Annotated in this window: 14 protein-coding genes; 4 read left to right on the forward strand and 10 right to left on the reverse strand. The window is 55.0% G+C overall.

Going from position 1 to position 17,044, the window contains the following annotated elements:
• Positions 1–6: 6 nt before the first annotated feature.
• The 9 genes from fdx to WD823_RS00735 form a co-directional block, all read right to left on the reverse strand.
• On the reverse strand, positions 7–345 hold the full coding sequence (fdx, locus tag WD823_RS00695; RefSeq protein ID WP_368427550.1) for an ISC system 2Fe-2S type ferredoxin: 339 nt from the start codon (positions 343–345) through the stop codon (positions 7–9).
• The gene (gene hscA / locus WD823_RS00700; RefSeq protein WP_368427631.1) at positions 342–2,237 is read right to left on the reverse strand and encodes a Fe-S protein assembly chaperone HscA; all 1,896 of its coding nucleotides are present in this window, start codon (positions 2,235–2,237) and stop codon (positions 342–344) included. The genes fdx and hscA overlap by 4 nt, the downstream gene beginning before the upstream one ends.
• A 116-nt stretch (positions 2,238–2,353) precedes the next feature.
• Positions 2,354–2,893, reverse strand: a complete 540-nt coding sequence (gene hscB / locus WD823_RS00705; protein ID WP_368427551.1) for a Fe-S protein assembly co-chaperone HscB — start codon at positions 2,891–2,893, stop codon at positions 2,354–2,356.
• Between the two features lie 19 nt (positions 2,894–2,912).
• On the reverse strand, positions 2,913–3,236 hold the full coding sequence (iscA, locus tag WD823_RS00710; RefSeq protein WP_368427552.1) for an iron-sulfur cluster assembly protein IscA: 324 nt from the start codon (positions 3,234–3,236) through the stop codon (positions 2,913–2,915).
• A 34-nt stretch (positions 3,237–3,270) separates the two neighbouring features.
• Positions 3,271–3,678: a Fe-S cluster assembly scaffold IscU gene (iscU, locus tag WD823_RS00715; protein ID WP_368427553.1), complete on the reverse strand. Its 408-nt coding sequence runs from the start codon at positions 3,676–3,678 to the stop codon at positions 3,271–3,273.
• 39 nt (positions 3,679–3,717) lie between these two features.
• Positions 3,718–4,932 (reverse strand): IscS subfamily cysteine desulfurase, encoded by a 1,215-nt coding sequence (locus WD823_RS00720; RefSeq protein WP_368427554.1) that lies wholly within the window; start codon positions 4,930–4,932, stop codon positions 3,718–3,720.
• 123 nt (positions 4,933–5,055) lie between these two features.
• The gene (locus WD823_RS00725; RefSeq protein WP_368427555.1) at positions 5,056–5,511 is read right to left on the reverse strand and encodes an Rrf2 family transcriptional regulator; all 456 of its coding nucleotides are present in this window, start codon (positions 5,509–5,511) and stop codon (positions 5,056–5,058) included.
• Between the two features lie 57 nt (positions 5,512–5,568).
• Positions 5,569–6,363, reverse strand: a complete 795-nt coding sequence (cysE, locus tag WD823_RS00730) for a serine O-acetyltransferase (RefSeq protein WP_368427556.1) — start codon at positions 6,361–6,363, stop codon at positions 5,569–5,571.
• 33 nt (positions 6,364–6,396) lie between these two features.
• Entirely contained in the window at positions 6,397–7,146 is a 750-nt protein-coding gene (locus WD823_RS00735) for an RNA methyltransferase (protein WP_368427557.1), read from the reverse strand.
• A gap of 140 nt (positions 7,147–7,286) precedes the next feature.
• Here WD823_RS00735 and WD823_RS00740 point away from each other — a divergent pair, with 140 nt between their 5' ends.
• On the forward strand, positions 7,287–8,093 hold the full coding sequence (locus WD823_RS00740; RefSeq protein ID WP_368427558.1) for an inositol monophosphatase family protein: 807 nt from the start codon (positions 7,287–7,289) through the stop codon (positions 8,091–8,093).
• Here the strand turns inward: WD823_RS00740 and WD823_RS00745 are convergent.
• Positions 8,090–9,823 (reverse strand): hypothetical protein, encoded by a 1,734-nt coding sequence (locus WD823_RS00745; RefSeq protein ID WP_368427559.1) that lies wholly within the window; start codon positions 9,821–9,823, stop codon positions 8,090–8,092. The two genes, WD823_RS00740 and WD823_RS00745, sit on opposite strands and share 4 nt — an antisense overlap.
• Before the next feature lie 223 nt (positions 9,824–10,046).
• Between WD823_RS00745 and fdxA the strand changes: the two genes are divergently transcribed.
• The 3 genes from fdxA to WD823_RS00760 all read left to right on the forward strand — a co-directional run bounded on the left by fdxA (position 10,047) and on the right by WD823_RS00760 (position 17,044).
• Entirely contained in the window at positions 10,047–10,370 is a 324-nt protein-coding gene (gene fdxA, locus WD823_RS00750; RefSeq protein WP_368427560.1) for a ferredoxin FdxA, read from the forward strand.
• A complete protein-coding gene (locus WD823_RS00755; RefSeq protein ID WP_368427561.1) occupies positions 10,360–13,296 on the forward strand; it encodes a PD-(D/E)XK nuclease family protein in 2,937 nt (978 codons plus the stop codon). Before fdxA ends, WD823_RS00755 begins: the two co-directional genes overlap by 11 nt.
• 271 nt (positions 13,297–13,567) lie before the next feature.
• A complete protein-coding gene (locus WD823_RS00760) occupies positions 13,568–17,044 on the forward strand; it encodes a UvrD-helicase domain-containing protein (RefSeq protein ID WP_368427562.1) in 3,477 nt (1,158 codons plus the stop codon).

Here is a 17,044-nt window from a genome sequence, read left to right on the forward strand (position 1 = left end):
GGCTCCTTAATGCTGTTCGGACACGAGATTGATGGTGTATTTGGGAATTTCCACAACCAGCTCCTGATTCCCGACCTTGGCCTGACAGGAAAGACGCGATTCGGGTTCCAATCCCCAAGCCTTGTCGAGCAGGTCTTCTTCCTTATCCTCGGCGGTCCCAAGGCTGTCAAAGCCTTTGCGCACCACGACATGACAAGTGGTGCAGGCGCAGGATTTTTCACACGCGTGTTCGATTGGAATGCCGGCATTGAGCGCAGCATCGCAGATGCTGATGCCTGGCTCCACTTCGATGGTTTTCCCTTTCGGGCAAATCTGTGGATGCGGCAGGAAAGTAATGCGCGTCATGTTTGAGGAGCGTCCTCGGGAGGATTGAACTCCTCGATCTTGTGGCCGGCAAGGGCTCTGCGAACATTCGCGTCCATGCGACGCATGGCAAACGTCTGGGTGGCGTCATTGAGAGACTTGATGCATTGCCTGATGACCGCCACTTCAGTCACATTCCGCGCATGTGTCAGGTTGCGCAACGCCAAGTCGATTTTATCCCGTTCATTTTCATCAAGCAGATGCCCGTCGGCCGCAAGCGCTCCCGTAACCGCGGAGATCAAGCGATCGGCGTCGACCTGTTGTTCACGGAGCGCGCGTTTCTGTTCGTCATCGCGGGCATAGGTTATTGAATCGCGCAACATCGTCTCGATTTCATTGTCCGTAAGGCCATAAGACGGTTTCACGACCACGCTGCTCTCCACGCCCGTTGTCAGCTCTTTGGCTTGAACACCGAGTAAGCCATCCGCATCGATCTGGAATGATACCCTGATCCGCGCCGCGCCAGCTGCCATGGGCGGGATACCGCGAAGTTCAAAACGCGCGAGCGAGCGACAATCGGAAACCAGTTCACGCTCGCCTTGGACCACGTGAATCAGGAGCGCGGTCTGACCGTCCTTGAATGTGGTGAAATTTTGGGCCTTCGCCACCGGAATGGTGGTATTGCGGGGGATAATCTTTTCCACCATGCCGCCCATGATCTCGATACCCAGCGACAGGGGAATAACGTCAAGCAACAGCATATCTTCATCACGTTTGTTGCCGATCAAAATATCGGCTTGGAGCGCCGCCCCGATTGCCACAACCTTGTCCGGATCGATGTCCGCCAAAGGTTCACGTGCAAAAAATTGCGCGACCTTTTCACGTACCCGCGGCATGCGCGTCGCGCCGCCTACCAACACCACGCCATCCACGTCGCCGGAGCGGATGCCGGCATCGCGGAGCGCGCGACGACAGGGAGGTAGCGTACGATCAATCAGTGGATCGACCAGTGAAAGCATGTGTTTTCGGCTAAGCACGCCACGCCAGATGTCATTTTGGCTGCGCTCGATTTGAATTGTGGTGCTTTCGTCCATTGTCAAGCTCTCTCTGGCTGCGCGTGCATCGCGCAACAAGCGCCGCAACCGTTTGTGATCGGCGTCATACTCGATATTCGCCTCGCGCATGGCCCATTCGGCGATTGCATAATCCATGTCATCGCCGCCCAATGCGGAATCGCCCGCCGTGGCCATCACCTCGAATACACCCCGATTAAGCCGCAGGAGCGAAATGTCAAACGTGCCGCCTCCCAGGTCGTAAATGGCATAGATGCCCTGCGGATTCTTGTCGAGTCCGTAGGCGACGGCGGCAGCGGTCGGTTCATTTAGCAATCGCAAGACATTCAGGCCGGCGATACGGGCGGCGTCCTTGGTTGCCTGACGCTGGGCTTCGTCAAAATAGGCAGGCACGGTGATTACCGCCTCGGCGATTTCTGTTCCCAGAATCTCAGAAGCGCGATTTCTTAGGTTTTTCAGTATTTCGGCTGACACTTCCACCGGACTTTGCTCGCCGGCTACGGTCCGGATGCGTGGCATGGCGGAATCGCCACGTGAAAACTCATACGGCAGGAATTTCCCGAGTTTTCGCACATCCTCAATGCCGCGGCCCATCAGTCGCTTCACCGAAGCGATGGTATTGAGCGGATCTTCGTGCGCCACGGCAATGGCCTCGTAACCGACCACCGGCCTGTTCCCGGCCAGATAACGTACCACGGAAGGCAGCAGATGGCGGCCCTGTTCGTCCGGAAGCGTTTCAGCCACGCCATTGCGCACACATGCGACCAGCGAATTGGTCGTGCCGAGGTCAATTCCCACGGCGCTTCGCCGCTCATGAGGCACGCTCGTCCGGCCCGGTTCGCTAATCTGAAACAATGTCATAGTCATTTAATGTTAAGGCAGTGACCCGCGCCTGAGATGAAACGGTTATGAAACAATCAGATTGAGGATTTCAATGATGTTGAAGCTGCCTATGCTGACAACTTTAAGGCGATTGGTTAACCCATTTCTTCCTCAAGGTTGTCGATTTCCTTGCGCATCTTCTCAAGAAACTGAAGTTCTCTGGCCGTATCACGGGCACGTAAAGTAGCTTCCGGGGTGTTTTCGGCAACCGCGCCGCGAAAATTTTCAATTCCTTTTTGCAAACGTCTTTCAATCAGGTTTGCCAGTTCGGTTATTTTCTTGTGCGGATTATCCGCCTGCCTCAGCGCTTCGAGATTTTCGCGCCATTCCATCTGTTCCAGGAGAAATGCCGAATCCATCGAGGTATCGGACTCATCGTCGATATCAACTCCGCGCAGACTCAGGAGGTAACGGCCTCTCCGGATCGGATCCTTGAGTATCTGAAAGGCATCGTTGACCAGCGTCGTCATCTGCAACGATACACGGCGGTCCTGATCGGAGGAATGCGCAAATTTGTCCGGATGAATACGGCGCTGCATTTCACGATAACGCGACACCAGATCGGCCAAGTCAACATCGAACTTCACGGGAAGACCGAACAATTCGAAATGATTTTTTTCCGGAGCGGCTCGCATGCCGGAGGCGATCACCGGCTCAGACGTTGAAGCTTTCGCCGCAGCCGCAGCTGTCCTTGACGTTGGGGTTATTGAACTTGAAACCTTCATTCAATCCTTCGCGGGTATAGTCGAGTTCCGTGCCATCGAGATAAATCAGGCTTTTCGCATCGACAATGATCTTGGCGCCGTGACTTTCATAGACATGATCCTCGGGCTCGATCTTGTCGGCATATTCGATGACATAAGCCTTTCCCGAGCAACCTGACGGTCGCACACCCAGACGCAATCCTTCCCCCCTGCCGCGCTGCTGAATGAAATTGCGGACACGCTCTGCGGCTGCTTGGGTCAAGGTGATCGACACGTCGTTAAGATTCCGTATGCCTGACTGAAATGGTTCAAGCCGCGTCGGCCTTTTTGCCTTTGCCGCCGGACTTTTCCCGATAATTCGCTATTGCCGCCTTGATTGCATCTTCAGCAAGAACGGAACAGTGAATCTTGACCGGTGGCAGCGCCAACTCCTCGACGATCTGGGTATTCTTGATCTTGCCCGCCTCTTCAATCGTCTTGCCCTTGACCCACTCGGTCAAGAGGGAACTTGAAGCAATAGCGCTTCCGCAGCCGTAAGTCTTGAATTTGGCATCCTCGATAACACCCTGGTCGTTGACCTTGATTTGCAGCTTCATGACATCGCCACAGGCAGGCGCGCCGACCATGCCGGTACCGACATTTGGTTCGCTCTTGTCGAACGAACCCACGTTGCGCGGGTTTTCATAATGATCCAATACTTTGTCACTGTATGCCATATAAACCTCCAGTACCAAGTCCTGAGTCCTCAGGACTGTTTAATGCGCGGCCCACTGTACCTTGCTGAGATCCACGCCTTCCTCGTGCATTTCCCAAAGCGGCGAAAGCAAGCGAAGCTTTGCTACTTTCTCCTTTACCAGTGCAGACGCATGATCGATTTCTTCCTGCGTGGTAAACCGGCCGATGGTGAAACGAATGGAACTGTGCGCCAGTTCGTCATTGCGGCCAAGTGCGCGCAACACGTAAGAAGGCTCTAAACTCGCCGAGGTACAGGCTGATCCCGAGGACACGGCGATGTCCTTAAGCGCCATGATGAGCGATTCGCCTTCGACAAAATTGAAGCTTATATTGAGATTTCCGGCGATGCGGTGATTGAGGTCGCCGTTGATGTAAATCTCGGGTATATCCTTGAAAGCATCGAGCAAGCGATCGCGTAGCGCGCGGAGCCGTGCCATCTCGGCGGGCATTTCCGCTTTAGCCAGGCGGAACGCTTCGCCCATCCCGGCACACTGATGTGTCGCGAGCGTTCCGGAACGCATCCCGCGTTCGTGTCCTCCGCCATGAATTTGAGCCTCGAGCCGCACGCGGGGCTTGCGGCGAACATACAGCGCGCCGATTCCTTTCGGGCCGTAAATCTTGTGCGCCGAAAGCGACATGAGATCGACATTGATGGCATTCACGTCTATCGGGACCTTGCCGGCACTTTGCGCAGCATCGCAGTGAAACAGCACGCCGCTTTCGCGTGTAAGCTTTCCAATCGCCGCGACATCCTGAATGACGCCGATCTCGTTGTTCACGTGCATGACGGAAACCAGAATGGTGTCTGGCCGGATTGCGGCCTTGAGTTTCTCCAAGTCGAGCAGTCCGTTCGGTTCGGGGTCGAGGTAGGAAATTTCGAAACCTTCGCGCTCGAGCTGGCGACACGTATCAAGCACCGCCTTGTGTTCTGTCTTGCAAGTTACGATATGCTTGCCTTTCTTTTCGTAAAATTTCGCCACGCCTTTGATCGCCAGGTTGTCGGACTCGGTCGCGCCCGAGGTCCAGACGATTTCCTTGGGATCTGCCCCGATGAGCGCCGCCACCTGCGCGCGCGCCTCTTCCACCGCCTCTTCAGCATGCCACCCAAAGGAATGTGAGCGGGAGGCCGGATTGCCGAATTCGCCATCGAGGGTCAGGAACTGGCACATTTTTTCCGCCACGCGCGGATCAACCGGCGTGGTCGCGGAATAGTCCAGATAAATCGGCTTTTTCATATTCAGTACTCTCCGGCACCTCGGCTTTTATCTACCCAAATAGCGGCGTGCACCCGCCGCCATCTTTAAGGATGCCATATCGGGATACGTCAGCATATCCGAACCAGCCACGAAAATGATGGGTCATTGCGCCGACGCCTGCATCCTTTCTTCCAGGCGTGAAGCCACTTCCTGCACGTGCGGCTTGGTGACCAGATCGCCCAACGTGATCCCATGCAGGAATTCATAAATGCGGATGCTCAGATCCTCCCACAGCTGATGCGTAAGACAAGTTTCATCGCCATGGCAGTTCTTCTCTCCGCCGCAACGCGTGGCGTCAATGCTTTCATTGATGGCCACGATAATTTCCGCGACGGATATTTTTCCCGGCTCCATAGCCAGGGTATATCCCCCTCCCGGACCGCGCACACTGTCCACCAACCCGGTGCGACGTAGCTTGGCAAAGAGCTGTTCAAGGTACGACAGTGAAATTCCCTGCCGTTTGGCGATTTCCGCCAGTGTCACAGCCCCCTTGTCATAGCGCAGGGCCAGATCCAGCATTGCTGTCACGGCATAACGACCTTTGGTTGTCAGTTTCATGGATTTAATCCCATACGATATTGTACCGATACAATTCTACATACTTGATGGATTTAGTCAACTATTCTCTTTGTTTTCGCTGCTTTTCTGGTGAGCGGTATCCTGTGATTCTTCCAAGGCTTCGACCTCAAGTTCAGGTAAGTCCAGATTTACCTTGATTCCAGCCGCCTCCAGGGTGGATGATAAAACTTTCATCTTTTTATCAATAAGATGCATATGGTCCAGCATCAAATCTATCACTTGGGCCACTGGGTCTAAGATATCCTTGGTCTGACCGTAGGCCTCAAACCCAATTTTCTTAGCCATCGCCTCGCGGTGTGGGGATTTTGATGCATCTTTTTCTGCGCCGATAACCCGACCGGGTATGCCAATCACTGTCGCTCCAGCCGGCACATCTCTGACCACTACCGAGTTTGAACCTACCCGGGCCCCATCACCGACATTAATTGGCCCAAGAATTTTCGCCCCGGCACCCACAACCACGTTGTTTCCCAGCGAAGGATGACGTTTTTCCTTTCTCCAAGTGGTGCCGCCAAGCGTAACGCCATGGTATAGCGTGCAATCATCGCCGATCGTGGCGGTTTCCCCAATAACTACCCCCATGCCATGATCGATAAAAAAGCGCCGGCCAATTTTGGCGCCGGGGTGAATTTCAATACCCGTAACCCAGCGCGCCAGCAGCGATAACACCCTGGCGAGCCACTTCAGGCGCCACTGCCATAGTAGGTGAGATAAGCGGTGGATCACCAGCGCATGCACTCCCGGGTAAGTCGTTACCACTTCAAATACCGTTCGTGCCGCCGGGTCGCGCTGGAAGACGCTGTTTATATATTCACGTAAGTTTTTAAGCATAAGCGTTAATTTCCTGATTTGGCTATATTATCTTTATTCTTGAGTATTTTTGTCAAGATTACCGAGGTTTTGCTGCACGGATGTGAGTATGCCGCGCATGATATTCAATTCGTTATGGTCAAGACCAGCGCGATTAAACAATCGAGCCAGACGTCGCATCAGCAGCCTCGGATTTCCCGGGTCGAGAAATCCAACCTGTTCCAGCACCGCTCTCAGATGGCGGTAAAACAGCTGCATTTCTTCACCCTTCACGGGCCTGCCATCGCGAAAATCGGAAACATGTGCCCCAGGATATACCTGCGACGCGCGGTATATCTCGTAGGCCAGGATTTGTACCGCGCAAGCGAGATTCAGGGAGGAAAAGTCCTTGTCCGCCGCTATGGTAACGACAAAATGGCATCTATCCAGCTCGGTGTTGAGCAGGCCGGTACGTTCTTGCCCAAAAAGCAGGGCAACCGGCCCTTCAAGCGCCCCATCGAGTAGCCGGCGTGCACAGCCATCGGGCTCAAGCCCCGGCCATTCGATACGTCGCTGCCGAGCCGTGGTTCCCATGACCAGGTGGCAATCCTTAAGCGCCATATCGAGCGTGTCGCATATCACGGCGTCTCGTAATAGATCGATCGCACCAGCGGCTCGATCCATGGCCTGGGGGCTTGGGTAACTCTCGGGGGCCACGAGATACAAGCTTCGCAACGACATGTTCTTCATCGCGCGCGCCGCCGCTCCAATATTTCCGGGGTGTGTCGGTCGCACGAGGACGATGCGAATATTCGAAAGCGGCATGATTTTAGCCTGTTTTTATCGCCAGCGGGTATTCTACATACTTCGCACGCCGTCTTCCGCTTTCAACGCGCGGCCGCGCCCATTACAATCCATCCCCATATTCAGTCCATCCCCGCACAAACAGCCTTCCGGGTATTTCCATGCATCCCATGCTCAACATGGCCGTCAAAGCCGCGCGCAATGCCGGAAGCATTATCATGCGTCATCACGACCGGTTGGAACGTCTTACCGTGGAAAACAAAGGCAAAAAAGACTACGTGAGCGAAGTCGATCGGATGGCGGAAAATGAAATCATACGTCATTTGCGCGCGGCATACCCAAACCACGGGATTCTCGCAGAAGAAACCGGTAACCAACCCGGGGATGATTACGTCTGGATTATTGATCCACTCGACGGGACCACCAATTTCCTGCATGGCTTTCCTCACTTTTCGGTGTCCATCGCGCTCAGGCACAAGGACCGTCTTGAGCAGGCGGTCATTTTCGACCCGCCGCGCAACGAGCTGTTTACCGCCACGCGCGGTAGTGGGGCGCATCTCAATGACCGGCGCATACGCGTGAGCCGCGTCACAGAACTGGAATATGCGCTGCTAGGGGCCGGTTTTCCTTTCCGCTCACATCGGCACATGGATGCTTGGATAAAAACGTTGCGCGAATTCATGCTTGCCTCAAGCGGCATTCGCCGGCCTGGATCGGCCGCGCTCGATCTGGCGCATGTGGCCTGCGGTCGATTCGATGGTTTCTGGGAAATAGGGTTAAACCCGTGGGATATGGCGGCCGGCGCGCTCATCATCCAGGAAGCCGGCGGCATGGTAACTGATTTTTCCGGCGATCAAAATTATCTTGAAAACGGAAACATCGTCGCGGGCAATCCAAAAATACATGCCGAGATGTTGCGGCGCATACAGCCCCACCTCACGCCTGAATTGCAAAATCAGGCGCGTTAAACCTCTGACAGAATATCCGCAAACACCATCAGCTCGAAAACATTCGTGTACTCAAGCCGCTGTAAAAGACGGACTTTACGCGAATTCTTTTCTTCCTCGACCAGCAGTAAATTGCTGCCGGTTGAATAAATGCCGCGCGGAAGCAGTAAACTGGCCGGTCGACGCAATGCTTCTATAGCCGGCAACAGTAACGCCGGCTGGTATTGATCTCCACTCGTATTGCGAGCGTGGGCAACGGCCACCGGCCGGACACCGGAAGCCAGCAATTCAATTCCCATTTCGACGCAATCTATTTCCGGGGTTTTCATCCAACGTACTACACCCGCATTCCAGCGGCCGATCTCATCGATCTGTTGGACGCCTGCCACATCGCCCACGCGCACGTAAGCGCGTCCACCACCCTGGCGTATGAGCTGCAGACCCTTGGGGGCGGCATCCTTGATCTGCCAACGCTCGACGCGGTAAAGATTACTCGTTATGGAAGCAGCCTCCTCCATACGGTCCGGTTCAGGCGTGGGTCCTTGCTGAGCAACGGGCTTGTCGAGAACGATAAAATCTTCATCTGCATCAAATTCGAGTTCAATCTCATCCTCGATTTTCGGTGGCAAGATAAATTTATCGTCTGTATTCTCGGTAATTGACTCCATAACAGGAGGCGTGAAGGGCTTTTGACCGCTGGAGAAAAAATGCAACGCCCCAATGCCCGTGCATACAAATACCGGCCCGCTGCGCTGAATACGCGAGAACTGACGGCGCGGAACCTGACCCCACGAGCGCAGCATTCTTTGAAGCATTTCGAGACAAACCATATCCAATGTGTCAACGCCCAGCGAAAGCGCGCGCGCGCTGTCTCCCTGCCGCAGACGCTGGATGAAAAACCGGATCGTTTGCAATAAATCCGATGCATCAAGCAAGCGCAGACTCGGCCCCGGCTGAAACTGCACCTTCGTCGGGAACGGTGCTGGCGGTGAGTCCGTGGTCAGGTCGACAAGAAAATGGCCGGGTTGACGAGGAACATCCAGATCTTCCCGCAAAATGGCTTTGGTTCCCCAGTGCCGCAGGAACAGCCGCGCCTGATGGCATTCATTCTGCGGGAGCTGGTAAGGATTGCACAGCCCCAGCAAGAGTATGCGGATATATTCGTCGACAAGCGTGGTTTTCTCGTCTCTAGGCACCGATACATCCACGACTTCCGTCGCGAGTTGCTGTTCCACGGCGTGACGATAAATCGCATGTATCTCGCGCCATGTATTCGACAGAAATGGCATGTAAACCCGATAGCAATGAAACAGCACTTCGCCAAGATAATGCATGGCTCGAAGCAGCGAGATCGCCCGCTGCGGCTTCTTTCCCCAGCGCAAGCGCAGGTGTTCCAGATCCTGTAAACAACCCTTGTACCCATAAGCCATTTCCGTGTGGAGCTGGAGAATGAATTCCGCCAATTGCCGTTTTTTCGGGCTCAGGGGAAACGCGGCGTGTGTAAAATAATTTTCCAGGGAGGCAGTAACGGTGGCGACGGGAGCAGTGTATAACTCCATCAACTCAAACCGGCGCGTACTGTCCAGGTCCTGACGGTTGAGGGTGTAAAGCGCCTGGTAAATTTCGCGCGCCGTTGCCGCACTGTCCGCCAGCGGCAAGGACGCCAACCATTCACGCGCGTATTTTGGGTCAGTTTCGACTATCCAGGCGGATACCCGCTTTGCCGGTAGTGTGAAGGCGAGTCCAGTCAATGCATGCTCCGTGGCGCAACCAAGGCAAATATGTGTACTTTCAATTAATTATATAGCACATTCTCGTACAGCGAATGACAGGAGGCCGTATTCTCCATAATTTTCCGAATTTATTAATCGATGTCATGCCGACAGCGGGATAAACATTCCGGTCATTCCCCATGTACTGAAGGGCGTGTATCATTCGGCGCGATTAAATTTTTCTCGCTTGTGGAGATCGTCGATGACTTATGTGGTTACTGAAAGCTGTATCCGTTGCAAATACACCGATTGCGTGGAAGTATGCCCCGTGGACTGCTTCCATGAGGGGCCCAACTTTCTGGTCATCGACCCGGATGAATGTATTGACTGCACGTTGTGCGTGCCGGAATGTCCGGTAAACGCCATCTTCGCGGAAGACGATTTGCCGGAAGACCAGAGGCATTTCACGCAAATCAACGCGGATCTGGCCAAGAACTGGCCGGTGATAACCGAGAAAATTCCGGCGCCGCCGGACGCGGCGGAATGGGAAACCAAACCCGATAAACTCAAATACCTTGAGCGTTGAGTCGGAGATTCTGCTTGTCTCTCACGGAGACGATCCGCTACGCCATCTCGTAACGCGCATCCTGGAGGATCACCGTGACCGGCTTCCTGATTTAAGCCGCCATGCGGTTCTGTTTCCATATTCCGGCGCAATCCCGCGATTCCGCCGGATACTGCGGGAACAGGCGGAAAAGGCGGGGCACGCTGCCCTGCTTCCTCCCGCTACCGGGACACTCAACACCTGGGCCTGCAAGTTTGCCAACGCTAAGGCGCGCCGCCTGAGCGCCAATGCGCGTGAAATTCTTTTGCTGGGATTATTGAATAAATATCCAGACTGGCAAAACCAATACGGTGCCTGGCCATTAATCGACAGCCTGCTGGCATTACTCGATGAACTCACTCTCAATCAGGCTCAACTCCCTGATGATCGAACCCAATTCGTCCGGCAAATCAGCGGATATTTCGGAATTCAGTCAAACGGGAGTTCGCCGTTCGAGAGCGAAGCCGGCATGGTGCATACAGTGTGGATGGCATGGCAAGAGCGGTTGAAAAATCGCAACCTCCTGGACCAGACCCTGCAATTTACCGATGGCCTGGCGCGCAGCCTCCATATTCTGTCCGAGGATACCCGGATCTATCTCGCCGGGTTCACGAATTTTTCACGTTCGGAATTTCAGTGGCTTAAGAATTTACACGCACGACGCCAACTGACGCTGGTGCTGCAGGGCCAATACGATCCAGACAGCGGTGACCCGGATAATTGCATTGCGCGCATGCTGCAGGAACTTGGCGTGCAACCGGTAACAGGCGTAGTGTCCGATCCCTATTCGGATTTTTTAAACCGCGCCTTTGCGGCGGCTGACGGAAATCTGTTGGCTCGTGCTCAGGAACAATTCGCCGCGTCCGCGAGCAGTCCGGCCGGGAACCACCTGGTCATTCACGAAGCCGCCGACGCCGAATCCGAAGCGCGTGCCATCGACATACAGGTGCGCCGTTGGCTGGGCGACGACATCCATGATATCGGAATCGTTACCAACGATCGCAAGCTCGCGCGCCGCGTACGGGCTCTGCTGGAACGTGCCAACGTCGAACTGCGTGACGCGGGAGGTTGGGTGCTCTCGACCACGAGCGCGGCCACCGCGCTTGACCGCTGGTTGGAATGTCTGGAGCGGAATTTTTACTATAAACCGCTGCTCGATCTCCTCAAATCACCATTCCTCCATCTTGACTTCGAACGCACCACGCTTGACCGTCTTGTGGCGGCATTCGAACAGGGTATTGTGCGTGATCGCAACTTGACTTCGGGTCTCGATAATTACCGTTTCGGGATTTCTCATGTCAGGGACAAACTGGAAGAGCGCCATTCCTCCGGAATATCTTCGGCGTTGGCACTGTTGCTTGACCGGCTGGAAAACGCCGCAGCGGAATTACTGCCGCTGAAATTCACCCAGCAACAGTCAGCCGTGAAATTCATTGCAGCATTGCAAGCAAGTCTCAAACGACTCGGTCTGTGGGACGGCTTTGAAAACGACGTGGCGGGACTTGAACTCCTCGCGGTTCTCGATGAAATGAAAACCGCGGTCGGAGACGGCCATTTGCATCTGACGTGGGCGGAATTTCATCGCTGGTTGAGGCGCAACATGGAACAGCGGCATTTTCACCCTCCCATGCACGGCCGTGGCGTCGAACTGATGGGTTTCACGGAAAGCCGGCTTTATCGCTTTGAAGCACTGATTATCGCCGGGGCGCTGCGTGATCACCTGCCGGGGCACATCAGCGCCCCACCTTATTTCAACGATCGGGTCCGCGCCGACCTGGGATTACCTGCCCTGGGACAGCGTTACTCCCTTATGTTTCACGATTTCCGGCACGTTCTGGAGGCCGCCCCGCATGTCTTGATCACCCTGCGGCGCGAGCATGAGGGTGAGCGGCTCGTGGCCAGCCCCTGGGTGGAAAAGTTACGCGCGTTTCACGAACTGGCCTACCAGGAAAAACTGAATAATCCTGAATTAGAGTGGCTGGTACAGCAACCCGAATCCATGATCGTGGATCATGAAACGCCGTTGCCGTCCCCCGTCAATCAGCCGGCGGCACGGTTGCCGGCCGGGCTGGTCCCGGTCGCGATAACGGCCACCGATCATCAGCGAATCATGGACTGTCCTTATCAATTTTTCTGCGCCAGCGGTCTGGGTCTGGCGCCGGAGGAAGCGGTCCGGGATGAAATGGAAAAAGCCGACTTTGGGATGCACGTGCATCGCATATTGCAGGCGTTTCATGCGGGCGTGCACGGCCTTCCCGGCCCGTGGGAAAAGCCGCTTACCGATGACACCATTTCGGAAGCCGCCGGTCTATTGCGGGAGATTTCGAGGTCGGCGTTTGCAAACGATCTGCGTCGACACTTTCTCGCGCGAGGCTGGCTCTACCGCTGGGAGGAATGCATTCCGGCTTATCTCGAATGGGAACTGAAATACGGTTCCCGCTGGCGGATTAAGGCAACGGAATGGAAGCAAGAACGTGAATATAGCGGGACAGGTATACGCGTGATTCTCAAAGGACGCATTGACAGGCTGGATCGCGGCGCCGACGGCTACCGGCTCGTCGATTACAAGACCGGCGTTGTTCCCACGCGCCAACAGGTGCAGCGTGGTGAAAAAGTTCAACTTCCGTTTTACGCCTTGCTGCCGGAGGAAGGAACCGTTGCGCAGGCGCTGTTTCTTTCGATCGGCGACGGTAAAGTGACGGAGCGGAACAAGCTCGAAGGCGAAACACTGCAGATATTGAAAACTGCGGTCAAGGAAAGAATATTGATGCTCAAGCGTCAACTCGATGCCGAAAGCCCATTGCCTGCCTGGGGCGACGTGGAAACCTGCAATATATGCGATATGGAAGGGCTTTGCCGTCGAGGGATGTGGAACGAGCAGATTCGGGTCAACAGCCAAACGAAATAAAAAGGCGGCCTTTCATGGCCGCCTTCTGGATACTAATTACGGATTGCTTGTTAGTCCAGGCTGCTTCCCTGTAACCCGGGTACATCCGTGTTTGCTTCCCGTGTTGGCGGTATTTGGCTTGTCCCTGCGTGCTTCCCTTCCTCTCTACCTATAGACCGGGACGGGAAAGTAGCAAGATTATGCTTACTTTGCTGGAAAAAACCGAAGGTTTATGCGGATTTTTTGAATTTTATGAATCGGTAACCGTCACGCAACGCCAGGACCTATGTTCATGATCAATATTCCGATAGCCACCGATCCAAATAATAACGTTGTCGTCCACGCCGCCGCCGGTACCGGAAAAACCTGGCTGTTAACCAGCCGCATTATTCGACTGCTGCTTGAAGGCAGCGACCCGGGGTCGATCCTGGCCATTACATTCACCCGCAAAGCCGCGGCTGAAATTCACGAACGTGTTACCGGACGCCTGCTCGAAATCGCCGTCAGTGAGGAAGACAGGCTTGCCGCGCTGCTGGAAGAGCTGGGCGTCGCCCCGAGCCGCCAAGCATGCACCGCCGCGCGCGATCTTTATGAAAAACACCTGAATGCCATTCACGCATTGCGCACCACCACGTTCCACGCATTTTGCCAGGAGATCCTGCGTCGCTTCCCGCTTGAATCGGATGTGCCTCCCGGTTTTGAGCTGGTCGAGACGACCGACACGCTGGAAGACGCCGCCTGGCAGGCATTAGAGCAAAAAATAAACCGCGACGGAGAAAGCGAACTGGCAAAGGCCGTTGACATGTTGCTGATGGCGTGTGGCGGGGCGACCAATGTCCGCAAGGCGCTGAACGGATTTGTGGCGCACCGCAGCGATTGGTGGGCTTATACGGAAAACAAGACCGATCATGTATTGCAGGCTGCGGAACGCCTCAAAATACTCCTCGATATCGATGAAGCGACAGATTCACGCGTGGAATTTATCGGCGATCCAGGCAAGCGCGACCTGATACTCCGTTATCGTAACCTGTTGGGGGGACACTTAACCGCCACGAACAGGAAAATTATCGATAATCTGGATCGCGCCCTGTCGGTGACGACACCCGCGGTGTCTACTTTTCACGCGATAAGCCGGGCGTTTTTAACCGAAAAAGATGAACCCCGGAATTTAGCCGTTGCAAAAACCCTCGTGAAAGCCATCGGCGCCGAAAAGGCCGATGAATTGGTACGGCTGCATCGGGAACTGGCCGAATCCCTGCTTGCTGCGCTCAAACGATACCAGCGTCAATGGACATACGGCGTTTCACGTGCCTGGTATATCAGCGGAGCGGCGCTGCTGGATGAATTTCAACGGGTTAAAACCGAACGCGGCGTGCTCGATTTTTCCGATCTGGAATGGAAGGCATATCGTTTGCTCAATCGCAGTCAGCACGCCGAATGGGTGCAATACAAGCTCGACCAGCGTATCGACCATCTGCTGGTGGATGAATTTCAGGATACCAATCCGACACAATGGCGCCTGCTGCTCCCGTTGCTGGCGGAAATGACAGCAGGCGACCCGGAGCGCCGACGAAGCGTATTCCTGGTCGGCGACGAGAAACAGTCCATTTACCGCTTTCGCCGGGCTGATTCCCGGCTTTTCCATGAGGCCAGACACTGGCTGCACCGATATGCGCGGGCGCATACCTACACCCAACATATTTCCTGGCGTTCCTCTCCTGCCATCATCCAATTCGTAAATCTCGTATTTCACCGGGTAAATGACGACCTTTCGAATTCTGAAGCTGATTATCCGCTTCAGGATTTCCAGACACACGATACGCGGCATCAAACGCTCTGGGGTCGAGTCGAACTGCTGCCGTTGATACGGAGAAAGGAAACCGATCCGGCGGTAACGGACTCGGCTGTCTGGCGAAATCCTCTGGAGCAACCGCGCATGTCGGGCGATGACGTCCATCACCGCGAGGAAGGAGATCTCATTGCGGCAAAAATCCGGGAAATTCTGGGCATGCCCGTGATGGTAGGAAAAATTGCACGTCCGCTCGATGCCAACGATGTCATGGTCCTGTTGCGCGACCGAACCCACGCGCGGTTCTACGAAGAAGCATTGCGGCGCGCCGGTATTGCTTATATAGGAACCGGCCGCGGCGCTTTTCTTCAGTCGCTTGAGGTGCGTGACCTGATGAATCTGTTCCGTGCCCTGGTTGAACCGTATAACAACCTGGCGCTTGCCTCGGTACTGCGTTCGCCGATCTTTGCCGCTTCGGAAGATGATCTTGTAGCCCTCGCACGGATGAAAACAGGTCCCTGGCGCGAACGACTGGCGAGGATCGGCGCGACGGGTTCGCCGAATAATCCGCTTGCCAGAGCAAACAGCCTGCTGGAGCGCTGGCGCGGGTATGTCGATCGCATACCGGTGCATGACATGCTCGACCGCATTTACTCTGAAGGAAACATGATTGCCCGCTACACATCGGCGGCGCCGGCTTATCTGCGAACCCGGGTTGAGTCCAATCTCATACGATTCATCGAGCTGGCGCTGGATATCGACAGTGGCCGCTATCCGAGCCTGTCTCGCTTCCTTGACCGCCTCGAGAGCGAGTCGGACGATGACAACTTCGCGCCACCCGCGCCCGCCTGGAACCGCGGACCGCGCGTGCGCATCATGACGATTCATGCCGCGAAAGGACTTGAGGCGCCGGTGGTTTTTCTCGCCGATTCCGCGCGCGCTTCAGCCAACCGGGAACACGGCATGCGTGCATTGATTGACTGGCCGGTTACCGAACCACAACCGCGCTGCTTTCATCTTGTGGGTAATAAGGAAATGCGCGATGACCTGAGCAAAACGCTGCTGCACGAACACGAAGCATCATCCCGACGCGAAGAAGCGAATTTATTGTACGTGGCCCTCACCCGGGCAAAACAATTCCTGTTTGTTTCCGGTTGTGAACCCGGACATGACGATCGCGGGTGGTACGGCTTTATCGAAAGACGCGTACGCCAGGCAGCTCAAACAGATCGGGCGCAACGCGCCGGCCTGCGGGTCAATGAGATATCCATGGACGGAGGAAAATCCGTTTTCAACACCAGTGCCCTGCTGGAATATGGCATCCCTGAAAAATTACCCGATGCATCGCCAATCCCCCCGGTGCCGTTCAGTATCGATCCGTCGCTGTCCAGGCCGTTTCCGGTTATCCGGACGAGTACCGTGTTCAATCCCAGCCTTTCGGTTCAATATCAGGATGACACTCCTTACGATTTGAGTGCGTCAAGCCTGCGCGTGGAATCCCAACGCCGGGGTATCGTCATACACAGGATGCTGGAGCAGCTGGCCGGTGGCGAGGCGCGAGCGGTTGTTGAGATGAAACTGCGCCTTGAATTTGCCGATTGGCCGGATGCAAAAAAGTTCGATTCGTGGTGGCAGGAAGCCTGCAAGGTGCTGGATGATGAGGCGTTACGCGTTTTTTTCGATCCCGCCGGTTATCAGGAAGCCCGTAATGAAGTGCCTATCCTCTATCGGGATGGGAATGACGACATCTACGGAATCATCGACAGAATCGTCATGCTTGAAAAGGAAATTATCGTCATGGATTACAAGACCCATGCGCAGGCTACCTTGAACAATATCGCCCACATCGCCGAAGCGTTCGCGGAACAGATGCGACAGTACGGAAACGGGGCGCGGCGGCTGTGGCCGGGGAAAAAAATACGCCTGTTATTACTCTTTACGGCATGCAGCGGCATCGTGGAGATACCGCTGGAAAAATAA

It is taken from the genome of Sulfuricaulis sp. (assembly GCF_040901545.1).
Lineage (GTDB): Bacteria > Pseudomonadota > Gammaproteobacteria > Acidiferrobacterales > Sulfurifustaceae > Sulfuricaulis.

Excerpts from the sequence above, each read along its gene's own strand:
- fdx (WP_368427550.1), bottom strand. The coding sequence starts at position 345 with ATGACGCGCATTACTTTCCTGCCGCATCCACAGATTTGCCCGAAAGGG.
- hscA (WP_368427631.1), bottom strand. The coding sequence starts at position 2,237 with ATGACATTGTTTCAGATTAGCGAACCGGGCCGGACGAGCGTGCCTCAT.
- hscB (WP_368427551.1), bottom strand. The coding sequence starts at position 2,893 with ATGCGAGCCGCTCCGGAAAAAAATCATTTCGAATTGTTCGGTCTTCCC.
- iscU (WP_368427553.1), bottom strand. The coding sequence starts at position 3,678 with ATGGCATACAGTGACAAAGTATTGGATCATTATGAAAACCCGCGCAAC.
- WD823_RS00720 (WP_368427554.1), bottom strand. The coding sequence starts at position 4,932 with ATGAAAAAGCCGATTTATCTGGACTATTCCGCGACCACGCCGGTTGAT.
- WD823_RS00725 (WP_368427555.1), bottom strand. The coding sequence starts at position 5,511 with ATGAAACTGACAACCAAAGGTCGTTATGCCGTGACAGCAATGCTGGAT.
- cysE (WP_368427556.1), bottom strand. The coding sequence starts at position 6,363 with ATGCTTAAAAACTTACGTGAATATATAAACAGCGTCTTCCAGCGCGAC.
- WD823_RS00735 (WP_368427557.1), bottom strand. The coding sequence starts at position 7,146 with ATGCCGCTTTCGAATATTCGCATCGTCCTCGTGCGACCGACACACCCC.
- WD823_RS00740 (WP_368427558.1), top strand. The coding sequence starts at position 7,287 with ATGCATCCCATGCTCAACATGGCCGTCAAAGCCGCGCGCAATGCCGGA.
- fdxA (WP_368427560.1), top strand. The coding sequence starts at position 10,047 with ATGACTTATGTGGTTACTGAAAGCTGTATCCGTTGCAAATACACCGAT.
- WD823_RS00760 (WP_368427562.1), top strand. The coding sequence starts at position 13,568 with ATGATCAATATTCCGATAGCCACCGATCCAAATAATAACGTTGTCGTC.